This window comes from Peptostreptococcus sp. MV1 (genome assembly GCF_000758885.1).
Taxonomy (GTDB): Bacteria; Bacillota; Clostridia; order Peptostreptococcales; family Peptostreptococcaceae; genus Peptostreptococcus.
In genome coordinates this window covers 12,433-35,072 of record NZ_JRNB01000092.1, presented here as the reverse complement: position 1 = coordinate 35,072, position 22,640 = coordinate 12,433, and the positions used below count along the sequence as shown (strand labels likewise).

The window sequence follows — 22,640 nt, the reverse complement described above, 5'->3', positions numbered from 1 at the left end:
TCTTTTTGACTTTTGACTTGCCATTCATTTAATTTGTTAGGGTCGTTACTAGGCTCGTTTGTGGCAAAATCATTATGAAAATCTCCATTTGATATTAAATTAAACTTAAAAGAATCTCCATCCTGGCCTTTTACCCTTACCCAAGTATAATCACTGTAATTCTGACTATCTTCTAGGGTGAAATCGGTGTAAGTCCCCATATATTTCTTGTCTGTGCCACCCTGAGTTGTAAATCCAACGGCACCATTTGAGCTATCAGCCCAAGCTACATGAAAATATGGCGTCTTTCCATCTGCTCCTGACTTTCCCGGTGTTCCATTAGCACCATCATCACCAACATATTTAGTCCACTTATACGCAGACTTTAAAGCTGGCGCACCACTAGAGTTAGTTATGGCAAAGCCTATATACTTGTATGGCTCACCTGAGTCATCCACTGCATTTACATGCATAGACCCTACATCTCCACCACTATCTGAGTACCTGGTGTGAACGTACTGGGATTGTCCATCCTGACCTTTCAACTCCTGTTTTAGTCCCTCTGAAAACTGGTCTGATTTAATCCCACCAGCTCCAAATTTCAGATTTTCACCATCAAAAAGTAGGGCATAATGTTCTAAGTCACGCCCTAAGAAAAAAGTCTTATTATCCAAATCAATACCAAAGCCGCCATCTTTTGACTGGATTACCCCGGTAGTGATGTTACCACCGTGGATAACAGTTGATTTATTTTGCTTTTTTAGGTCCTCGAACTTAACATAGCCCTCTAAGTTAATGTTTTTAGCAAGTAATTTTATCTCTTCTTTTGTTTGTTCAACTAGTGTTTGAAATTCTTCTGTCCCCACCTTAGATTGGATTTTGTTATCCATAACTTTTAGTAGGGCGTTTATCTTCTCCACGTGTCTGACAATCTCTTTCCTTCGATTAGCCGGGTCATAATTAATCTGTTTGCACTCGCATTCCTCAACTAGCCCACCATTATAAGTAAGCTTACGAACTAAAGGAAGGAAGTTATATTCCTTACCTGCCCTAATTACCTTAACGCATCTAGCAGGTCTCAGTCCTGGGTTTCCGTTGTATTTTATGGAAAGGGCTGATAGTTCATTGAATCTAAAAGATTTCTTAGCATTATCAATGTAGTCTGCACCATTACCCTGGATAAACATGTTATCCACGATATGAAATTTCCTAGAGCTATCGGGGTTGTAGTCTGCGTCATCAGCCCCATTTTGGATTATCTTGACACTATCCAGAAGAATTTTGCAGTCAGAATTACTTGTATTTTTATATTCTTTAAATGAAATTAAGTTGTCATCATTTATCTTAATTTCATCATCTACAGCATAGCTGCTTATATCCAATTTCTGGGAATCAACATCTATATAAGCCCACGCACAAACTAATTCTGCTACCTGGGCTAAAACTTCCCTCGCAGTCATATCATAAAAGTTAGGCTTAAATTTAATAATTCTATCAAGTAGTGTAGAGTTTTTGATGTTGTCTGATGGTTCAACGCCACAAATATTACATATATCCAGCACTATATTTTTAAGGGATGTTGGGAAAGTTAATTTGCAATCATACTTAACATTAAACTTATGCATTCTGTCATAGCATTTTAACTCCCAACTTTTCATATTACTACCTACTGAGTCCACGATAAACTCCCCTATTGACGTAAAGTCAAAGTCCTGGGGTGTTTTAACCCCAATCTCTACCTTTGCCAGTTTATCCTTAAAGTTTGATTCTCTGAAATTTTCATATTTATCTACTAGTTTTATAGTAGCTGATGCCATGAAGGCAGTTCCTACTTCAAAATCATTACTCTCTGACAATCCAGTTACGGCTCTTATGCTTTCTAAGTGTTCATCAGTAAATACTTTATCTCCGATTGTCACTTTTGCCCTAAGCTCCCTTGCTGGCATTGAAAAAGCTTCTTTGATAATCTTACTCCCCATGTCTATCACCTACCTTTCTATAAGATTAAACTTAAGACCAGTCCAAAGTTCTGTATTACTACTATATAAAGCTGCAGTTCTATCCCCACAATACATCTGCTTAGTGATTTGACCTTCTAGGGGGTCTATGAAGGTGACACTAAAGAATACCCCCGCAGTAGCCCCTAAGATTACCTTTATATCATTACTCTGTAAAGGGCCAAACTCAAGTTCAATCTTTCGCTTAACCGCAATTCTGTCCCTCATCATTTCACCCTTTACATTTCTGACAGAGGAGTCCGAATCTAAGTCTTGTAGCGATACCTTATACGGCTTTATATATTTAGTTATATCAATTCCGTTAATATTTAGCATATAAAGTCCCCCTCTATGTAAATACTGGCTTTCCTGTACGTTTTTGCACGTCATCTATATACTCAACTGACTTCTTGCCAATTACCTCTCCATCTAACTCTAAGACTATATTAATGGTCTTTGGTTGCGGATTATCGTCATTATCCCCACCCATAAGGTCTATTATCTCTTTAATAATGCCATCCTTATCTGGTGGTGGTTGAGGTTTTGTATCTCCCATAAACGAAAGTTCAGGTTGGTAAAGTTCCGGGATATTCATTAAGTCTTTCATGGCGTCCATAACTTTACTGGATTCAGCCTCAATACCAATAGCCATACCCTTAGGAATCATCTTACCTATCTGGTCCCTAAATACTCTTGATGGCGAATGGATGCCAAACCAGTCACACACAGTGTCAACTACCCTGTCACAGAATCCACCTAGCTTATCTAAAATCCAGTCAGTTACAGATGATATACCATTCCATAACCCTATGATTAGGTTTTTACCTATACTGAAAAGGTTAATACTCTTAATAGCATTGAATATACTTCTCCCAACATTGGCCATGGCTGTAACTGCACTACTCATTGTGTTGCCTATACCCCTGGCAATATGTCTAACTAGGTCACATCCAGCAGTTAGGAACTTGGCAAAGAAGTCTACTATGGCTTTTAGTGCCTTAGATATACCTTCACCACATAGTCGGATTATCTCACCCCAAAGGTTGATATACCAGGTAATGAACTTTGCCATAAACTCAGTCGCACCCTTTAATATGGACATTACTAGGTCACCTAAGCCCTTTAGGACCTTAGAGCCAAACTCGGTAACTCCCTTAACTATACTATCCCATGTATCGGATATGAACTTGCCTATGCCAGTAAATATGTCGACGCAGGCCTTTTTTATACCTTCCCATATCTTTTTAATTTCAGGACCTATCTTATCCCAATTCTTCCACAGTACTACTGCTATGGCTACCGCAGCACCAATGGCAAGTGTAACAGCCCCTATAGGTGAGCAGATAAAAGCGAATGCCTTTGTAACTAGCCCTATTGCTGGGGCTAAATTTGTTGATAAAATCGTTCCTAAGCCTGCTTGTGCAATACTCGTTGCTAGTAGATAACCCTTATATGTTAACAGGGCTGCTCCTGCGCCTGCTAGTGCACCACACAACAAATCAAAAGCTGGATTACCTTCTTGTAGGATCCACTCAATAAGTTCACTAAACTTATCTAACAGTGAAGCTATTATATCTAGCACCTTACCAATTGCTGGACCGAGAATCTCTAAAAACTTCCCTGCTACTGGTGCTATAAAATCAGAATATATACGCCCGGCTAACTCAAATAGCCTTGTAGCAAGTCTTCCTATCGACTCAAATAGATGGTTTCCACCATTATCCCAAACACCTCTAAAGCCTATTGTCATAGACTCAAATAGCCCAGAAGTGGCATTTAAGCACTGCATGACCGTATCTGTGATAGATGGGCCAAACTTAGCCCATAGACCATCTAAAGAACCCGTCACATCATTTATTAGGCCGAGTATGTTATTGAATCCATCTCCTATATGCTGTAGGAATTCTGTGCCTATCTGGTTCTTTTCCCAAGACTCTTTAAAAGTCTTTGGTATTTGTGAAAACAGATGGGTTACATTACCCAGGATATCAAGGCAGTTGACAGCTATTTCATCACCAACAACTCCCCAAACCTCTCGTATACTATTTGTTATACTTCCAAATAACTGAATAGTATTAATTATTCCATCAGCTATATTTTGGATAATTTGTGTACCTCTGCCCTCGTCATCCCATGCTAACCTAAACGACTTAGCTATATCACCTATTAGTAGTAATATATTCTGTAATAAGCGCTGAATGGAATCTAACATTTGGGTTCCTGTGCCATTGGTCCATACTTCATACAAAGACCTGCCTACTGATTTTGCAAGTTCAGATATTTCACCCATGGCATATTTAAAGGCATTTACAGTATTTTGACCCTCATTTGCCCAAGACTCCTTAAATGGCTTAAATATACCATCCAGTATCTTCTTGAATTTATCAAATACAGATGTATCACCAATTTCAGTAGTGGCAGCATTAACCCAACTAGGAACGTCACCATCTCCTGATTTAACATTTTCAACATCTGATTTCAAATTAATTGTATTGATCTCGTCAAATCCTGCTAAGGATCCTATCATTTCCTTAGCTGATTTTTTCACTTTATCGGCAGTCTTTTGTGACTGCTTACTCATTTCTTTGTAGGCTGCCGTCTGGGTATTTAATTGCTTAGCCCCTTGAACACTAGCCTTATAAGTTGTCCCAAACATTGTGGCTATAAAAGCCGCCATATATCCAGTTGCCTTAGCCAGCCAAGACATCAAATTTACCAAAGCAGGAATCATAATATCCATGATTGGTTGGAAAGCAGCTGCAAGGTTTAATTTTACAGTGTCCAGTGAAGCCCTATATCTTTCATTGGCCATTAAGGCATCACCTATATACCCTGTAAGTCCCCTTAGCATTTTAGATATTGTGCCGATTATAAATAATCGCCTGAATACTCTCCAAAATGACTTATCTAATGTTCCTAGACTTTTGCTGCCTCTCTCTCCTGCGTTTTGGGCCGCCCTACCTAGTCTTTTAAAGCCGTTGATGGTCGGTTTAAACGGCAACATCATAGCTGACCTCATGCCCCTAAAAGTCCTGTTAGTGATACTTTTTAGACGTGAATTTGTTTTAGATACAGCTTTAGTTACTCCTGAAGTAGCACTATTTGCCTTATCTTGTAACATCTTCATATGTCTTTCTGTCTGGCTCAGCTTAGAATTTAAGTTACCTACACTTATTCCTATCTTATCTACTGCCTGATTCTCTTTGGCAATCTCACCAGCTAATTTTTTGGCACTAGCTGTGTTAGGGTCAAATACTTCTTTAATCTGTCCACCAACACTTTTCATTGATGTTGCAGCCTTTTTATATTCAGCCTCTAACTCTTTAATTTTCTTAATGTGCCTATCTGCTGCGGATTCTTGTAGGTTGATTGTTTCTTTAATCAGGGCTATCTGTTCCTGATAATATTGTATGTCCGCCTTAATATTTGTCTTAATCGGTGGTGCTCTCGGCTGTGGTATGCTTATCTTATCACTGATATTAGGTATGACATCTTGCCCAGGGTTTATCTGCTGAGTGTTTAGTGCTTTTAGCTTTTCCATAAGGATATCAACAGCCTTACTAATGCCACCAATCATCTTCTGTAGCGCCACATCAACTTTAGTCACTGTCTGTTCCATGCCAGTATCGACTTTTTCCATGATTTTATCCATCTTAGCTGTAGATTGTTCCATACTCTTGGCAAAGGCTTCACCCATCTTAGTAGCACCTTCAGGAGTTTCAAACATGGACTTTATCTTCCCAGCTATTGAGTCGGTCACTTTGCTAAGTGATTCAGAAATATCTGCGTCTAACTCGACCCCAAGTTTTACTGTGCCTACACTATCTGACATACCAATCACCTCACTTTCTATTGCTGCCTATATCTACCCAAATGCTTTTTCAAACATATGTTCTAGTTTCTTCATCATCAATTCGTTTTCTTCTTCTGTCCTTAATCTGGCTTGCTTACTTCTCCAGTCTTGTCTTATTTTTCTTTGATGGTCATTAAAAGTCTTTAATGTTTCCTTGTCTTCTTCTGACCTTATGGATACGACTTGACCCAGTGGGGTCTTTGGCATAATTCCACTAAGTAGTGTACAAAACTCATCCCACTGCATATCTGTCTCTCTAAGCCTAATACCATACTGTGTCACAAATGAAGCCTCTATCAGGTCCCAATCTTCTACAAGGTCGTACCATCTAACTTTTTTTCTGGAGTCTCCCCCACTTCATCATCAAGACCCATCATTGCATTAGATATTGTTTCCACTATGGTCTGCCAATCTGGAATAGTGAAATCCTGCGACTCTACATATTCAAGACCTTCAACCCCTATGCCTATAGACACAATCTGCCTTAGGGTGTTTAAATCTTCTTTTCCACTCTCGGCTATTCCCTGGATAGCAATAGCCCCCTTAAGAGAACTGTTTATCTTAAATTCCTTGCCCTCTTCAAACTTAATTACAGGCATCTGCCTAGATAATTTATTTGATATATCATAAAACTGTTTAGCCATATATAAATCTCCTATCTTAAAATAAAGAGGGCCACATATACCATGACCCTCACATAAAATAATCTATAAAACTATAACCACTAAGACCTATTTAATTAAGCCTGTGGTGCTGGTGTAAACTGCGGCTTTCCATCACTCATTAGGTCAAATTCAAGCGGTGCAACATTAGTTGAATCTGCACCCTCTACATTCTTAACGTCAATTATCGCGTCAAAAGCTAACTTAGAACCGTTAGGGAACTCAATTTCTGCCTTTGTAGAGCAGTCAAGTCCATCCTTCCATGCTACATCAGCCACATAGTCGTTACCATCATCGCCTACATGCCTCTTACCGTTTAGGGATATAGTAAAGCCCTTACCTGTCATAAGGCGCCTTACCCATCCGTCCGTATCCATTGGTGTCCACTCTTCTACGTTACCATCAATAGATAGCGAAAATGTTTCAAGGTCCTTTATTATCTTCATGTCGGCAGCCTGTGACTTTGTTCCTTTAATGCCGACTTTAAATTTTATCTTGTATACTGGATAAACTCCAGCTAGTCCATTATTCTTAGGCATATTTTACCTACCTTTCATATAATATATCGAAGTTGATTACGTATTCATAAATCCCGTTGTCATCAACTCCTAACCCTATTGGGTTTGCGTCTCTTAAATCGATTTTAATAACTCGGTGCCCGTTTATAACTGGGTTCTGCCCCCATAAAGCATTATAAACTTCCATTGATTTTAGTTCTGTCTCAATGGTATTTTTCGTCCAATGTATCAAGACCGAATAGCCTTGTATAAAGGTACTTGTATTTTCTAATCCACCTACACATACCTTATTGGTGCCCATAGATGGTTTAGAATACACACAAATACCTTTTACATCATTGCTCCTTAGGGAACCGCTATACCAACGGTCCACACCGTCTATCTTACTTTTTAGATAATCTTTTACATTAGAAGCTGTTATCACTTAATCACACCCCCTGAATTCATTTTCAAGAAGATTCCCACTGTATTAGCCAACCATTTTCTACCATCCCCATATTGCCAGTAGTCGCACCATAATCCTCTAGCATTGATGTGCTTATCCTTACTAAAATTATATTCAGGGTGGTAGTATAATCGTCTAGCATAAGGGGTATCCCACGATATGTATCCCTCGTTGTCTACTACTCCATGATGTTCAGAGTCTTTTAATATACCATCTCTAAATGGCACTACCTGTTTACTCTCTATTTCAGTAGCCAAGGCATCCATGGCCATTTCTAGTGTGGGTGTTGCTGCTGATTTAATCTTATCTATAACCTCTTGATTTAGGGTTATTTCTACTTTTACCTTAGTCATTAAATCAACTCCATTTCAGTTGAATAAACAGAGCCATCAGGATTTCTTGGTCTAGATGTTCTGTAAATAGTCCTGGTCTTTCCATCAATTCTGATGAAAGCCTTGTTAAAGACTAAGTTAGTGTATACAATGGCAAGCCCTGATAGTTCTATAACCTGTCTGTTTTCGTCTAGAACGCGTCTTATAGCTTCCTCATAGTAACACTTACCCTTATACACTAAAACCTCTGTGACGCCATCCTCACCATCTATTTCTTGTATTATCTCAATATCAGTATTCATCATAATACTAGGTGGTTTTGGGAATTTATCTATCATCTTATCACCCTACAGGTCAAGCCTGTTCCTCTCAGGTATTCCACGACTTCTTTTGAAGTCCTAATACCACTAATGCTGACCCCAATATCACCAAAATTCATTGATGTTTTTGATATCGAAAAACTATTAAGTGGGATGGATAAGTAGTCCTTATAGTCATATAAGAATTTTGCGTGTGCACAAACAGCCTCTTTAATTAGTGACTTTTGGTGGTCTGTAAGATTGCTAAATCCATACCCATTGATACGTCCAAAACATATTACGTTTACCTGTCTAGATGCCCTTTCCAGGTAAACTTCTGTTTTATCATCTAATTCCTCATACCCTAATCTAACGTAATCATCTATTGATGCATACATCTTTATCACCTACCTTAAAATAAAGGGGCAATAAAAATTACTGCCCCTCTGATTCTTGATTATCTTCTGACTGACCCTGTGTGCCTTTTAGCTTATTCTTTAGCTTGGTATTTTCAGCCTTAAGCTTCTTATTTTCTGCTTTAAGCTTTTCTACCTCTGATACACTGTCTCCTGGAGCTTCCACAAGCTCTAATTCATCAGAATAAATCGAATACCCATTAGATATATAGGTATCCTTTTCGACTTCATCAATCTTATATTCTCTATTCCCTTTTACTGCGTACATGATTTACCCCCTTATTCTGCTTCAGATACTATGTAGATACCTTCTTTTTTCTGCTTGATTAAAAATAGATCCTGGAATGACCTATTCTGATACAACCACCCAAAAGCAGCACGAGGTGTAGACCCCTTAGGCCACAAATAAACATCCTTAACCTTAATTGGTGCGATTATCGCTGATGTGTGATAAATCATCATATGCATCTGTTTAGCTGAACTTCCCGGCTTGAATCCATCAGCAAAATCATAAACAGTCTTGAATCTATCAGATGGCACTTTTTGGATGGATACTTCATCTAAGCTTCTAATATTTCTATTGATATCTGTGCTGCCAGTTACCTCTAGTGTTCTCTGAATCTTTTCGGCATTTTTAAGCATTCTATATGCCGCTGGTGTTACCTTCATCTTTCTACCCTCAGATGGTACACCTGCTTCATCCATATACTCCATTGCCTTGTCAAACACTTCTAAGATGTTGTTGACTGTAAGTGCAGTATTGTCTATCTTAGCGCCATGCGTCTTAGCGTCTGCATATAGCTTAGAGTATCTGTAGGCATCTGTTTCAGGAATAGCCTGGTCTTCCATGAAAGCTGATGTTATATTTCCAGCACTTAGCACCTGATTAGTTTCGTCTACATCCATCTCATCAACATAGAACTCTATATCTCTGTCATGAGTCAGCTTATAAGGTGTCCAGTCATTAGTGATTGTACCCTTATTCACGTCACCATTTCTCTTATGGTCCTTATATCCTGATAGGGCTATTGTTGGAATCTTAATTGTCTGTGCGTCGATAAACTTATACTTTTTATTCGCCGCCATGTCAGCACTTGTTAATCCGTGCTTGTATTTATTCTCAATCTGTCTTTCAAATCTTTCTGCATAATTGTAACTCATTGTTTAATTCTCCTCTCTACTTCTCAGACGGTAGGCCAAAAGCCTCATTTAAGGCCTGTTCAGTCAGCTTAGGTTCGTTCTTGCCCGCCCCAAATTTGAAGTCTATCCCATCAGCATTAGAGCCGTCTGGGCTTTCAACCTCTTTAAATAAAAAGCCCTTGTCCTTTTGTAGACCCTTTAACTGCTCATCCAGGCCTATGATATTACCATCTTCACCAACGATTAAAGCCTCCTTGTTAAACAGCCCGGTAACTAAGTTTTCATCATGAACCTTACCTGCTATGGCAAGTTTTATAGCAGTATCCAAAGTCATAGCCTTTAAATCTGCCTGGTACTGTTCTGCATTAGTCTTATTCTCTTTCTGTAAGGTTTCAATCGTAGCCTTTAGGGTCTCCGTATCTTCCTTAGAGTTCTTAAGAGTTTCTAACTGTTCGTCTCTCTCACTTACTTGTTTTTCCAGAGTCTTAACCGCCTCATTTTTTGTATTGAAATCTGCCTTGGATACAAAGTTTTCACCAATACCCTTTTTGATATTTTTTATAATGTCATCCTTACCCTCAACATCTTTCAATATTTCTTCTAACCATTTCATATTATCTACTCTCCTCGTATAATATACTTGTAGTTAAAACTACTTTTTTTCTTTTCTATCCCCTCTTCTTTGTGGGATAATATTAGTATAGATAGAGGTCGTAGCTACCTCCTTGAAGTCATATCTTCCTTAAAAAGGCTTACGCCTCTTCTTTACGTCTTTATGCGTATTAGCTGGATAGCACCAAGTTGCTGTATATCTAACGAGGTTGCATTGTCGTAAAGTTTTAGAGGGTTCTTTCTCTATCTAAAATATATGAAAGCTAGGTGATTTTATGTTTTACATAGGTATTGATATTGCTAAGAAAAACCACGAAGCTTCAATAATTGATTCTTCTGGAAAGAGCTTATCCAAAAGTATTTCCTTTCCCAATTCTACAAAAGGGATAGAAAAGTTCAATAATTTTATTGCTGAATTTGGTGTGACAACTAATAATTGCATTATTGGAATGGAAGCAACTGGTCACTATTGGATAAGTTTGTTCTCATACATCATTGATCTAGGATTTACGTGTTATGTTATAAATCCAATTCAGTCTGATGCTTTTAGGAAAATGTATGTTAGACAAACTAAGAATGATTCAGTTGATTCATTTATAATTGCTCAAATAATGCGTTTTGGAGAGTTCTCTATATCTAATTTTTCCGATGAGAATACATTTGCCCTTAGAAATTTAACTAGATATAGGTTTGCCTTAGTTGATGAATGCTCAGATTGGAAAAGAAAACTTGTAGCTATACTTGACCAAGTTTTCCCTGAGTACTCAAGTCTTTTTTCAAATATATATGGTGTTGCATCAAAGAAACTGTTGTCAAAATATCCTTTACCAGAAGACATGCTGTCGATTCCTGCTGAGGAGCTTGGCGACTTACTTTGTAAGTGTAGCAAGGGTCGTCTTGGCATGAATAAAGCCGAAGAAATTCAATCCTGTGCCAGGGAAACTTTTGGAATTAAGTTCGCGAAAAGATCTTTTTCTTTCCAAATCAAGCAAATAATTAGCCAAATTTCATTCCTAGAAGAACAACTTAAAGAAATTGAAATTGAGATTAGTTGCTTGCTTGAGGATATATGTCCAGTTATTACTACAATAACGGGTATTGGTAGTGTTTTAGGTGCGTCTATAGTATCCGAGATAGGTGATATTTCTAGGTTTGAAAGAGCAAATCAACTTGTTGCCTATGCCGGTTTAGACACACGCGTAAAACAGTCTGGCGATTTTTCAGCCACAAATACAAAACTTTCCAAGCGAGGTTCGCCTTACTTAAGGCGTTCTATTTGGCTTGCCGCCACTGTAGCAGCCTTTAAGGACCCTGCCTTATCCATATACTATCAAGGATTGAGAGCACGAGGCAAAGCTCATGGCACAGCTATAGGAGCTGTTGCAAGGAAATTGACCAATATTATATTTGCTGTCTTGAGAGATCAAAAACCGTATACTCCAAATATTTAGTTGTCAGTATTATTAATTTTTCAAGCCTATTCATTAGGCTTATTTGCTATGCAATAATGTCAGTGTAAAATTTATTTTTTATTTTGTATTGACATTTGATAGCTGGTCTTTTTATTCTGGCTGGTTCCAGTATGTAGTTGGCCCTTTTATTCTCTTGACCTTGAGTACTTTATTGCATTAAAAATAGACCTTTTAACGACTTGTCCAGGTCGATTATTTAATTTATAGTGCATAGCCCTTTTAAGACCATGCACCCACACATAGAGCCTCTTTTAAATAAAAGTCAGCTGTCTACATGCTAAATTTATTGTCTATAAGAAACCCTAACATAAGGATTGCTTTCCACACAATCAATTACCTGTTAAGGTGCTAGGGTATAGATATTTTAGCTTTGCGACGGAAATAAATTTCCTTCGCACATCTTTTACCGCAATTCGTGGTAGATAGTGAGACGAAAAAAGCTAGTATTTTCAATACTTGTGCAATTTGCGTTTCTTTCGTCCCGGTAGAAAATGGAACGCAAATAACGAAATTAACCGCAACAACCAGTTGAAACTATACAATTTTTAGGTGTTATTTTTGTTTCTCTTACCCTTGTTGTTATTCTGTTTCCATCTAGGTCTAGTGGGATATTTTCAACTTTCTTATATACATCCATGTATATTTCTCCCTTATCACCATTCATGGTAAACTCATAGTAATAGGCTCCCTTGTTCTTGGCACTAACTAAGCATTTGCTATTCTGTAGTGTCTTGCAAGACCATACGACAAACACATCATCAATATTTAAGAACTCGTCCTGGTCTTCCCTTGCATTTTCATATAGCATTACCTTCTGGACGCACAAACTTATAAATCTCTCGTTACTTATCATATTAATTATCCTTTCTCAACTTTTATACGACGAATTTTCGCCTTTTTCCATCATATAAATATTTATACGTCGAATTTTAGCTAAAATCCGTTATATAGATTCCCTTTCTAAGGCTTCCAGCTTTCTTTTTTCATTGTTGAAATTAGTTGAATCTGCTGTGCCTGCTACTACTCTTTTTTGACGCCTAATATCCCTCTGTATACGTCTTTGTTTTTGAGTTTCCTTATACGCCTCGTCTACTTTGTCAGGGTCAAGTGTTGGGGGTATTGTGCTTATGCCAGGATAAAATGTATTTAGATTATGCTGGCAATTAACATGAAGTAACCCCTCGTCAACCGCTTCACTTAGTAGTGGGTATGGTCCATCTTCCTTACTTCCACCACTGAATATATCATCAATTAAGACCCTGTTTTGCCAAGGTACGCATAAAGGGCATGCGGTTAGGTGTTGCGACACTAAAACTGTTGTAACGCCCATTTGTTTTCTTTTAGCACCCTGACCGTGTAAAAAAGCCTTATGGTTAGATGTCCTTAGGCACATAGTGGCATAATCTGCTATATTTACCCTATTACCATTTTTATACTCTATGTTAGATATCCCAGCTCTTAGGTAATCACTTGTGGCCTGGTCTATAGCTTGTTCAAGAGTTAAACTGCCATTAGATAAGCCTACCTGGGCCCTAGTTATAATCTGTCTGTATTGGTCATCCTGGTATCTCAAGATAGCCTTTGTTGGATCTGCTACAGCTTTCTTTGTTTCCTTAATCAAGGCTTTTAGCTTGTCATCATTGATTCTAAAAAACACATTTTCTTTTACTCTGCCTGACATTTCAAACTCTTTTAGGGCTTGCTTAACTTCTTCCTTAGTTACTGACTCACTTGGTATTAATTTGTGAGGCTCTATAACAGGCTCTGTTAGTTTTGGTAAAGCTATCCTAATATTATTATCAAGATTTAATTGCTCGGTTTCTATGAGGCTGTCAGTAGCTAATTTAACCCCCATATCGTAGGTATTTATCAGTGCTGTCTGTATTACTTTTTCAATTTCAGGCTCATAGGAACTTATAATATCTTGATTCTCTTTCCTAAATCTTTCCATATCTCTAAGTTTGGCAGCCTGCCACTGCTCCCACTTAAAGCCGTGTTTCATTTCTTCCTTCTCATGTTTGACTAAGTTTCTCTTCATGGATGCGACTAGTTCCAGTTCCATCTTCTGATAGATGTAGGTTATGTCATCCCAGGGTTGGCTATTCGTCCTTAGATTCTTCTTCCGGCTCCGTTTCAATTGGATCACCACCTAAATCGTGTACATCTTCAGGATCTTCTTCAACAAGGCTTACCCCTCTTAAGTTTTTTATCCTTTCAACCTCTTCTTCTTTTTCTTCAGGGGTTAAACTATCACCCCATAACTCATCTACTTGCCTTTCGATACTCATGATATTAGCAGCAGCTGCCTTAGATGTAGTATCCACTCTGTCCTCAAAAGAAGGGCTTGCGTATTCACCAAACAACAAAGACACATCATTATCCGGCACAACAACACCTACGCCTTTGTTCTCTATAATTTGTTGTGTGATTAGGGCGGTATTAACGACCTGTGGAATAACTTCCATAAGAGTATCAACTATCTTACCCCTAGTCTTTAGTGTGGTTTTTTCCTTTTCTCTCTGGGCCTCTGCATTGTCTGTCTTTTTTAAGTCAATTCCAAGTGTTGATGGTGATACTATCCCTTGCAGCACTAAGTCTAAAAGGCTAGCATATGTACTGACAAAGGCATCATAGTTAATAATCGCCTGCACCTGTTCGATCTTATCTGACTGACCCTCTCTCATAGGCGTGTCTGTTCTCATAAACTTGTTGTCAAATGAACTTGGTGATAACACCCTACCTGTTTCAGGGTCCTTAGGCAGAAGAGATTCAGGAATATAAGTTTTCACCTTACCGTCCCTTATTGCTTCTATCCATTGTGAGACTACCTCGTCTAATGCATCTATATTATCACTTTTACGGTCCAGTATTCCCATCCCCCTGTTTCTATCTTTAGGGGACTTATAAAATCTTAGAGGCACACACAAAAAGAAGTTACCCGACCAGGTAACATCTGTTAAGTCTTTTATTTCTTCAACGGTTGATATTGGCACTTCCTTACCGTGCTCATCTACCAACTTATACCCAATAGCCCCTTTTTTATAGGATTCAACAAGCTTATAATTCCTGCTGTCTTTTTTGTAGTGACTATAGAATCTATACTCAACGGGTCTACCTCTTTTTACTAATATTTCTAGATCCTCACCCGATACAAATTCTATAATAGGGTAATCCGAAATTTCCTTATCGTAGGAAAATTTAAAAACGCCATCGCCAACAATCAATGTATCAGTAATCGCGTCTCTGAATAGTTCACTATCAAAGTTATTGTCTTTGGCTATTTCTTCCCAGCTATCCAATATCTGGTTTTTTCCGTCCTGTAAATCTCCAACCTGTAACCCCTCATAATCACCTAATATTAAATCGGTGATAGAGTCAATAATAGTTGCGTATATTCCACTGTGGAATTTTCTTATAGTACCGCTAGCTGGGACAGACGCCCAAAATCTAGCCCTACTTACACTATCTGAGTTAATAGCTGACTTAAAGAATTCTTCTAGCTCTGATGGATCTCCTCTATACCAAATCCTGTTTTTTATACAGTTATTATTAAAACTGATTAACTCTGTCAAATTAACTGGTATATCAGTATTATTTTTTATAACATTTATCACTTTATCACCTCTCTCCTATACTAAATTTATATGGAATAAAACCATACTGGCCACTATTTATTGTGTGGTCGTTACGGTCTTCTGGCTCATATTTATCTTCTTTCCAGCTATAGGTCTCCATCTCCCTAATGTGGTGTGTGTTGTGGTCAAGTACATAATAATATGGTTCTTGGCCATCATCATAATTTAGCCAACCTAACATCAGATGGATACGATCTATTATGGTCATCTTCTTCCACGCATTATTAAATCTATACACAGATGCCTTTGGGTTTCTACGCCTAAACTTGTTAATTTCGGTCATTGTGGCCTGGTCTGCTGAATCTATAAAGTTGTCGGGACTAAATCCCCACTTTACCCTATTTCTTTCCAGGAACTCATAAAATAACGGTGCTACGTCACTAGGTGCTAGTGGCTGCGTTAACTTAGCGTTATTGTATACCTCTTCTTCAAGATATATCAACACGCCAGTATCAGTAATTCCTTGAAAACTCATGGCGAATGTATCCGGGCTTTCACTTGAATATGATGTATCTAATGCGCCCGTAAAATGTATTAATTTCCACTGCTTTATTTTATGTTCCTTGCAGTACTTTTCATCAAGTCTATCTCTAAGCCACTTCTTCGATTTTACATGAACCTGCCTATCAAAGTTGGGGAATACCAACCCTGTTGCCCTACCTCTTAACCCTAGTATCTTATTCTTATACAGTTTGGTCCCTTTAGGTACTGACCTTTTTTTCTTCTCTATCTCCTCAGGAGATAAACTGAGGTTATCATTGAAAGTAAAAAACCAATATCGCCACTTAGGTGTCGGCTCTACTTTTTCTAGATCTTCCATAATCTCAAGTGGGACATCTGCCTTATATTTCTTATATGGTCTGGATCTATTTATGAATTCATCATACACAGGCAAACTAGGGTCATCAGGATTTAAGGTCAGTAACATGTAGTCATTTCTGGATACAATTTCTCGCATAAAGTCTATATCCGCGGTGTTACACTCGTCTATGTATACACACCCATACTGACCGCCTAGAGCCATTTTCCACTTATCCCTATTATCATAGCCCAGTATGTATATAATCTTACCCTCAAACTTAATGTGTGGAATCTTGTCAGACTTATCGCCATTACCATAATATTCTGCACTGGGGTGAATATCTAAAATACCATAGTCTGGATTTAGTATGTTCTTTTCTGCTATACCAGTGGTCTTTGCAGCTATGATGTGAAGTTTCTTACTTGATCTAGACACCATACGCATAAATTTCACACCTGCACCAATCGTAGTTTTGCCAGAAGCGGTTGTTCCCTCTAATACATCAACATCAACACCATTAACAGTATTACAAAAATCTATATACTTGGGTGATAGTGGCATTACATGATCATTCATCTAAGCCCTCACCACCTAACTGACTGATGACATCATCTAGTTTTCGGCTGTCTACATTGGCATTAATATTTATCTTGTCTGTAAATATACCTAAGTGCTTTCCAAGTAATTCTAGTGCGGATTTCTTATCGTATAGCTTAACTTCCTGCTCTGTACCGAATTCAGTTTCTTTGATTTTAATTGACTGAACGCTGGCCAGGTCATCTTTTTTAGCACCCAAATACACCCTACCTGTTGTTACATCAACTACATCACATATATTAACAAATCCTATCTTGGCTAACTCCTCTATAACTCTATCTGCTGATACCCCTGTTCTTCTTGACCTTTCTGCCATTGCCTTAGCAATCTCGTTTGAAATGTTAAGTTTTGTTAAGTTTTGTGCTGCAATTTCTTTAGCAGTTTTTACTGAATATCCTGCTCTTATGGCCGCCTGAGTGGCGTTAAGATCGATTAAATATTCTTCTACAAATCGACGTTGTTTGTCGGTTAATTTTGCCATCAGGCTCACCTCACTTTCAATTTATTGTATGAAAAAAGAACCCATTACAGGTCCTCTTTGTCTGTTATCAGATTACTTGAGTCAATAAAAATCAATTCTGATTCCAGAAAAACCCTATTTATGCCTTCCAGTTTATACATTAAACCCCTATTTGAATCTAAAGGCATGCTTGAAACTTTATAAGTTTTCCTAGGTTCGTCCTCGTCCTTAATCTGGACATAAGTTGATATCAATGACACTTTCATTCCCCCCTTAACTAACTGTTTAATTATTACCACTAATATTATATCGCATTAATGTTTTTCAAACAAGCGGTTAATAAAAAAGACACCCAACCGGATGTCCTTTTCAAAATATATAAGTCAAGGAGGTCTATGGTAACTTCCTAATTTAGTGGTGGAAATAAAAGGCTTTTGCCCTGAATATTGTGACACGTGTTTAATGGCTGTCCTTTATATTTCCACGATACCATAATATCACATGATACGGGGACATTAGGGGACATCTTTACATAAATTGCTTGAATTCTTCTAACGCCCATCCGTGTTTTCTCTTAACCTGCCTGTAGCTGTAGTTTAATTCGCACGCTACCTCAACTAAATTCTTGCCCTTAAGATATTTCATATCTAAAATCCTGATATGGTCTGGGTTAGTCATCTGGTCTAGCTTAGCTATTATATCTCGTTTTAGGTCAATCAGTTCATCAATTAGGTTGTCCATATCCTTTTCAAACTCACATATTCTATTAATTATGTTGGGTAGGCTATCTCCACAAGGTGACGTTTGTACCCTCTCTGACATGACTACAGTACACGACTGGGCCCTTGCTCTCTCCTCTAGTATCTGGTCCTTTTTTAAATTTATCTTGGTCTCTAATATCTGAATTTGTTCTAAGTATTTCTTTGGTGTCATGATCACTCCCCCTTAACCCTCTTAATTCTAGCCTTTAAGCTATCTAGTACATAGTTCTGCACGTCTTCTTTACGTCTTAAGGCTTCCATAACATCTTCATCTCTCGTATCCTGTGTTACCAGGTGATGTATTATAACCTTTTCTGTCTGGCCCTGCCTATGTAGTCTTTTATTTGCCTGTGTGTATAGTTCGTAGTTCCAGTTAAGACCAAACCATACTACGTGATTTCCACCCTGCTGTAGGTTAAGTCCATAAGCTGAACTAGCTGGGTGGGTAAGTAGTATATCTATCTTACCATTATTCCAGTCTAGTTGGTCCTGTGGGCCCTCTAGCTTCTTAACCCTTAGCTTAGTCTTGGCTAATACATCCTGAAGCCTTACAAGGTCATGTTGGTAGTTATAAAACACTAACGCACTCTTGCCATTTAGCTGTTCTATAAGCTCCATAAATGCATCTATCTTACAGCCATGGATTTCGTGATAATTATGGTCCTCATCATAAATTGCCCCGTTGGCTAGTTGTAGTAATTTATTAGATAAAGCTGCTGCACTCGTGGCGTCTATATCTTCTGCATCAGGAACGGCCAATATCATATCACGCTCCATAGTTTTGTATTGCTTCTCTGCTTTAGGTGTTAATCTAACTGGGATAATATTATCTGTTACTGGTGGTAGATCCAGGTAATCTTCTGCCTTCATAGAAATACAAATATCTGATATCTTATCTGTGATTAGCTTTTCTGTATTTTCCACGGGTTCATATGAATAGCCCATGTAATCAGACTTAAAATAATTGGCCCTAAACCCAAAAAAGCTTTTACCCAATCTTTGGCCACTATCTAGTAAATACACCTGGCTCCACAAGTCTAATAGTCCATTAGGGCTTGGTGTTCCAGTCAATCCTATAAGTCTTTTGATGTGTGGTTTAACTGATTTTAGTGCTTTAAACCTCTTTGCCTGATAGGATTTAAAACTGGAAAATTCATCACACACCACCATATCAAACGGCCAATTATTCTGATATAAATCCACTAGCCATACCACGTTCTCCCGGTTTATGATATACACATCTGCTGTAGTATTAAGGGCCTTTATTCTCTGCCTTTCTGTTCCCAGCGCTGTGGACACTTTTAGGTGGTTTAGTTCTGGCCATTTTTCAATCTCATTTTGCCAGGTAGCTTCCGCCACCTTCTTAGGTGCTATCACTAGCACCTTATTAACTAAGAATCTATCATACTTTAATTTATTTATACTCGTCAGTGTTATAAGGGTCTTGCCTAATCCCATGTCAAGGAACAAGCCTATATTGTCATTTTCCAAAATCTTATCCACACAATGTGCTTGGTATGGATGTAGTTTCAAACTCACTTGATCACCTCAATTCATCCGGTATTAAATCATACCTAGACCTCTTAATAAGGTCAACTAGTTTTTCAACTCCTGGGATTCCATAGACAACTACCGCCCTCTGATGTCGTCCCCTAATTTTACTTATCTGACTTCTCTGCGCCATAGTCAACTTACCCTTATCTGCTTTTATCTCGGCAAATATAATCACTCCTGACTCTAGCACTAATATCCTATCTGGTACCCCCACATTTCCTGGAGATACGAATTTATAACATAACCCCCCTAGGTTTTTAATATCTTTGACTAATCGTCTTTCAACATCTCTTTCTAACATCTCTGAATCTCCCTAAAATTAGATGTAAACCGTGTAAACCAAAATATCACGTACGCGTATAGAGTTATTAAATATAGCGCGTATAGATATTATAGATTCATATTTTTTCTATAATTATATATTTTTTGTATTATATATGTATTTATGGTTTACATGGTTTACAAATTAATAAATCTATTGAAATTACTACTTTGCGGTGTAAACCAACTTGTAAAACATCTATATTTTTTATAGTTTAGATGGTTTACACTTAGATTTTTTGTAAACCAAAGATGGTTTACAAAATTAAAAGATGGTTTACAAAAAATGCCCATTAGTTAATCTGTTTTAGCACTATTATTTTGCTTTTTTCAAAGCCTTTTTGTGTACCGAAATTTCCGTATCTAGCAGTAGAATTTATCTTTCGCCACCCCGATAATCCGGTCAATATTGATGATATTCTATTGGACTCTCTTTTAGTGCAATATTTCATATCAGTGCCAAAACACACCTGCCATATCTCTTTAATGCACACCCTATCCCTATCGATTAATGGACTTTCTGTCTTTAGATTTCCTTGCACGTATGCCCTTTGCTGGCCAATATTAAGACTGTACCAATCCCTGGGTATCTTCATAGCAAGAAACTCTTCTATCTCTGTCTGCCAAGGGTCAATCTCCCTAAAGTCTTCCTGGAACTTCTTCGACATGGCTTCACTCTCGCCCTCTAGATATAGAGGCTCACCTAATATATAGTAAATATAAGCTTCTGCCCATATCTGGTCTATTTCCTCGTCTAGGTCCTTAAATATGTTCTTAGTAGTAGGCTCTACACCAACCTTTATCGGCCAAAAACGCCTATTACCCGTGGCATCCTTTAGAAACTCACTGGCATTAGTTGATCCAAAAAATACACATCTTCTAGGTCTTTTAAATGTATGTCTTCCATAAGCAGCCCTGTAGATATCATGCGTTTTAGATAAAAACTGCTTGATGGCTTCTGTCTCTGACTTATTCATGGCTGATAGCTCGCCCACTTCATTAATCAGAGTCCCTTGGATAAGTTCCGCTGCCTCTTTACCTTCAAAGTTATACAGGCTATCACTAAACCAGTTCATACCTAACTTACTCAAGAAGGTAGACTTACCTATCCCCTGCTTACCGGTGAATATCACCATATAGTCATACTTAACCCCGCTATCACTAAACGCCCTAGCGACGGCAGCAGCCAATGACTTTTTCATGATATCCGCTGCATATATGGACTGTTCGGCCCCTAGATAATCGTGTAGCAGGGTAGGTATCCTCGATACGCCATCCCACTTAAATGACTCTATAAGCTCTTTTACTTCATTTCTTTTATTGTTATCACTTACTACCTTAACAGCCGTTTCTATCTTATCCTTGCCCGCTATCTGGTACTCCTTTTCTAACCTTAAAGCCAGCTGGGCGTCATCTGAATCTTTCCACTCTCTCGATCCGTCACCACTATCCCAGGGTAGTGGACAAGTAACCATTAGCCTACCCGCAAAGTCATCTAACCATATCCTACCCTTGTAATTCCTATCATTAGATAGGATTAGTACTATATTGGCTATTGACTTTTCATTCTTTCCAGTATTTGGATTTTTTTCTAGCTTCTCTACCCAGTTGCTATCTTCTATTTCTTTAACTTGATCTACACTATCCGTTACATCTTGACTTACGACAATTTGACCTACTCTACTTTGACCTAGGTCACTGAAATAATCCTGGGCCTCTTCCTGGCGTTCTTCATCAAGCTTAGACATAACTGCCTTATCTACCCTAACAAGCTCTTTCATAGCCACGTAAGACGGCATTTTGGATACTGGTGTACCTTCAGTCGCTTCTTCGTCAAGATGTGAGAACTTATGCAGCCTTATAAGGTCCCAGGCATTAACTAGCTGACCACTACAAGGGTCTGTAGCGTGGTGGGAGTACAAGAACATTCCATCTTGGTATATAACTGCACCACCTGATGTTGACCCACCAGCATATGTGTATCTGTCATCTTTTCCTGTATCTTCATAGGCGCCTGGGATAAATTTATCCATGGCTGAAAATATATCATAGGTCCTACAAAACGCCCCTACAAGCCCTTTTTTAGTAGTAGGGTCTTGTTGCTTGTCCACTAAGTGCCTTTGTTTAATATCAACCCCAGGAACCTGCGGCCAACAAGTGACATCCTTCCAGTCTGCATACTGACTAAGAATACCGTCTGCGTTTAAAAATGGCTTGTCCTCATACTTATACACGTATTCGCTATCAGATGAACAACTCGGCCAATACATTAGTCTAGATGCCTGGAATGTTGTCGGGTCTGCCATCTCTATCCCTATCATGGCAGCAACTTTTCTTGCTATAGGCTCATACTCATCTACGGTAATTGTCCTATCTGTAGGAATGATTATCCTAAGCCTGGGCTTATAACTAGCATGCTTTCTAGTTGAATATATAACATAGTTACACCCTAGTATCTGAACCCTTTTGATAACATCTTCCGTCATCCCACTTGCGATATTATCAAAGTCCAGGGTAATTAGGTCCCTGGACTCGATATTATGTGAAAGTCTTTGGTTACCTTTTAGCACACCACCGACAAAACCACCAACATCTTTTAGTGCATCCTGCTGGGATTTTTTCATTTTCATGTAATCGGCCAGACTCTCAAGTGATCTAGTAGGGGTCTTTAGTTTGTCAACAAGGTCAGAATAGTTCATAGTCTGTCTTTGCCAGTTTTTTGAATATCTATTTGACCCCACCGACAAGGTTATTTTTCTATCATTTTTAAACAAGGTTACCCCCC

At 38.3% G+C, this 22,640-nt stretch carries 24 protein-coding genes; 1 reads left to right on the top strand and 23 read right to left on the bottom strand.

Annotated features, from left to right (window positions below):
- The 13 genes from HMPREF1639_RS06970 to HMPREF1639_RS06910 all read right to left on the bottom strand — a co-directional run.
- The coding region (locus HMPREF1639_RS06970; RefSeq protein WP_036764800.1) for a hypothetical protein at nt 1–1,958 on the bottom strand (1,958 nt) is incomplete at its 3' end.
- 9 nt (nt 1,959–1,967) lie between these two features.
- Complete coding sequence (locus tag HMPREF1639_RS06965; RefSeq protein WP_036764797.1) at nt 1,968–2,312, bottom strand: DUF6711 family protein; 345 nt, start codon at nt 2,310–2,312, stop codon at nt 1,968–1,970.
- A gap of 13 nt (nt 2,313–2,325) precedes the next feature.
- Nucleotides 2,326–5,808 carry a hypothetical protein gene (locus HMPREF1639_RS06960; protein WP_036764795.1) on the bottom strand — a complete coding sequence of 1,161 codons (3,483 nt, stop codon included), beginning with the start codon at nt 5,806–5,808 and terminating at the stop codon, nt 2,326–2,328.
- 33 nt (nt 5,809–5,841) lie between these two features.
- On the bottom strand, nt 5,842–6,111 hold the full coding sequence (locus tag HMPREF1639_RS06955) for a Gp15 family bacteriophage protein (RefSeq protein WP_242847299.1): 270 nt from the start codon (nt 6,109–6,111) through the stop codon (nt 5,842–5,844).
- Between the two features lie 29 nt (nt 6,112–6,140).
- Nucleotides 6,141–6,473 (bottom strand): hypothetical protein, encoded by a 333-nt coding sequence (locus HMPREF1639_RS06950; RefSeq protein WP_036764790.1) that lies wholly within the window; start codon nt 6,471–6,473, stop codon nt 6,141–6,143.
- Nucleotides 6,474–6,568: 95 nt separating this feature from the next.
- A complete protein-coding gene (locus HMPREF1639_RS06945; RefSeq protein WP_036764787.1) occupies nt 6,569–7,030 on the bottom strand; it encodes a phage tail tube protein in 462 nt (153 codons plus the stop codon).
- Nucleotides 7,031–7,037: 7 nt separating this feature from the next.
- Entirely contained in the window at nt 7,038–7,433 is a 396-nt protein-coding gene (locus tag HMPREF1639_RS06940; RefSeq protein WP_036764784.1) for a phage tail terminator protein, read from the bottom strand.
- Complete coding sequence (locus tag HMPREF1639_RS06935; RefSeq protein WP_036764781.1) at nt 7,430–7,807, bottom strand: minor capsid protein; 378 nt, start codon at nt 7,805–7,807, stop codon at nt 7,430–7,432. Before HMPREF1639_RS06935 ends, HMPREF1639_RS06940 begins: the two co-directional genes overlap by 4 nt.
- A complete protein-coding gene (locus tag HMPREF1639_RS06930) occupies nt 7,807–8,124 on the bottom strand; it encodes a hypothetical protein (RefSeq protein ID WP_036764778.1) in 318 nt (105 codons plus the stop codon). The genes HMPREF1639_RS06935 and HMPREF1639_RS06930 overlap by 1 nt, the downstream gene beginning before the upstream one ends.
- Nucleotides 8,121–8,492, bottom strand: a complete 372-nt coding sequence (locus tag HMPREF1639_RS06925; protein WP_198021074.1) for a hypothetical protein — start codon at nt 8,490–8,492, stop codon at nt 8,121–8,123. Before HMPREF1639_RS06925 ends, HMPREF1639_RS06930 begins: the two co-directional genes overlap by 4 nt.
- Nucleotides 8,493–8,520: 28 nt before the next feature.
- A complete protein-coding gene (locus tag HMPREF1639_RS06920; protein WP_036764773.1) occupies nt 8,521–8,769 on the bottom strand; it encodes a hypothetical protein in 249 nt (82 codons plus the stop codon).
- Between the two features lie 11 nt (nt 8,770–8,780).
- Complete coding sequence (locus HMPREF1639_RS06915; protein ID WP_036764770.1) at nt 8,781–9,662, bottom strand: hypothetical protein; 882 nt, start codon at nt 9,660–9,662, stop codon at nt 8,781–8,783.
- 16 nt (nt 9,663–9,678) lie between these two features.
- On the bottom strand, nt 9,679–10,254 hold the full coding sequence (locus tag HMPREF1639_RS06910; RefSeq protein WP_052045455.1) for a phage scaffolding protein: 576 nt from the start codon (nt 10,252–10,254) through the stop codon (nt 9,679–9,681).
- A 274-nt stretch (nt 10,255–10,528) separates the two neighbouring features.
- Here HMPREF1639_RS06910 and HMPREF1639_RS06905 point away from each other — a divergent pair, with 274 nt between their 5' ends.
- Nucleotides 10,529–11,704: an IS110 family transposase gene (locus HMPREF1639_RS06905; protein WP_036764767.1), complete on the top strand. Its 1,176-nt coding sequence runs from the start codon at nt 10,529–10,531 to the stop codon at nt 11,702–11,704.
- Nucleotides 11,705–12,236: 532 nt separating this feature from the next.
- Here the strand turns inward: HMPREF1639_RS06905 and HMPREF1639_RS09500 are convergent.
- The 10 genes from HMPREF1639_RS09500 to HMPREF1639_RS06855 all read right to left on the bottom strand — a co-directional run bounded on the left by HMPREF1639_RS09500 (nt 12,237) and on the right by HMPREF1639_RS06855 (nt 22,629).
- Nucleotides 12,237–12,578 (bottom strand): DUF6275 family protein, encoded by a 342-nt coding sequence (locus HMPREF1639_RS09500; protein WP_052045454.1) that lies wholly within the window; start codon nt 12,576–12,578, stop codon nt 12,237–12,239.
- Between the two features lie 90 nt (nt 12,579–12,668).
- Complete coding sequence (locus HMPREF1639_RS06895; protein WP_156955963.1) at nt 12,669–13,862, bottom strand: phage minor capsid protein; 1,194 nt, start codon at nt 13,860–13,862, stop codon at nt 12,669–12,671.
- The gene (locus HMPREF1639_RS06890; RefSeq protein WP_156955962.1) at nt 13,825–15,339 is read right to left on the bottom strand and encodes a capsid protein; all 1,515 of its coding nucleotides are present in this window, start codon (nt 15,337–15,339) and stop codon (nt 13,825–13,827) included. The genes HMPREF1639_RS06895 and HMPREF1639_RS06890 overlap by 38 nt, the downstream gene beginning before the upstream one ends.
- A gap of 4 nt (nt 15,340–15,343) precedes the next feature.
- Nucleotides 15,344–16,738 (bottom strand): terminase large subunit domain-containing protein, encoded by a 1,395-nt coding sequence (locus HMPREF1639_RS06885; RefSeq protein ID WP_036764764.1) that lies wholly within the window; start codon nt 16,736–16,738, stop codon nt 15,344–15,346.
- On the bottom strand, nt 16,731–17,240 hold the full coding sequence (locus HMPREF1639_RS06880; protein ID WP_036764761.1) for a terminase small subunit: 510 nt from the start codon (nt 17,238–17,240) through the stop codon (nt 16,731–16,733). Before HMPREF1639_RS06880 ends, HMPREF1639_RS06885 begins: the two co-directional genes overlap by 8 nt.
- Nucleotides 17,241–17,284: 44 nt before the next feature.
- Nucleotides 17,285–17,485 carry a hypothetical protein gene (locus HMPREF1639_RS06875; RefSeq protein ID WP_156955961.1) on the bottom strand — a complete coding sequence of 67 codons (201 nt, stop codon included), beginning with the start codon at nt 17,483–17,485 and terminating at the stop codon, nt 17,285–17,287.
- A gap of 262 nt (nt 17,486–17,747) precedes the next feature.
- Nucleotides 17,748–18,152, bottom strand: coding sequence for a hypothetical protein (locus HMPREF1639_RS06870; protein ID WP_036764756.1), 405 nt, complete (start codon nt 18,150–18,152; stop codon nt 17,748–17,750).
- Between the two features lie 2 nt (nt 18,153–18,154).
- Nucleotides 18,155–19,519, bottom strand: a complete 1,365-nt coding sequence (locus HMPREF1639_RS06865) for a DEAD/DEAH box helicase (protein ID WP_036764753.1) — start codon at nt 19,517–19,519, stop codon at nt 18,155–18,157.
- A 4-nt stretch (nt 19,520–19,523) separates the two neighbouring features.
- Nucleotides 19,524–19,835: a VRR-NUC domain-containing protein gene (locus HMPREF1639_RS06860; RefSeq protein ID WP_036764749.1), complete on the bottom strand. Its 312-nt coding sequence runs from the start codon at nt 19,833–19,835 to the stop codon at nt 19,524–19,526.
- Nucleotides 19,836–20,148: 313 nt separating this feature from the next.
- Complete coding sequence (locus HMPREF1639_RS06855) at nt 20,149–22,629, bottom strand: virulence-associated E family protein (RefSeq protein ID WP_036764747.1); 2,481 nt, start codon at nt 22,627–22,629, stop codon at nt 20,149–20,151.
- Between the last annotated feature and the right edge of the window lie 11 nt (nt 22,630–22,640).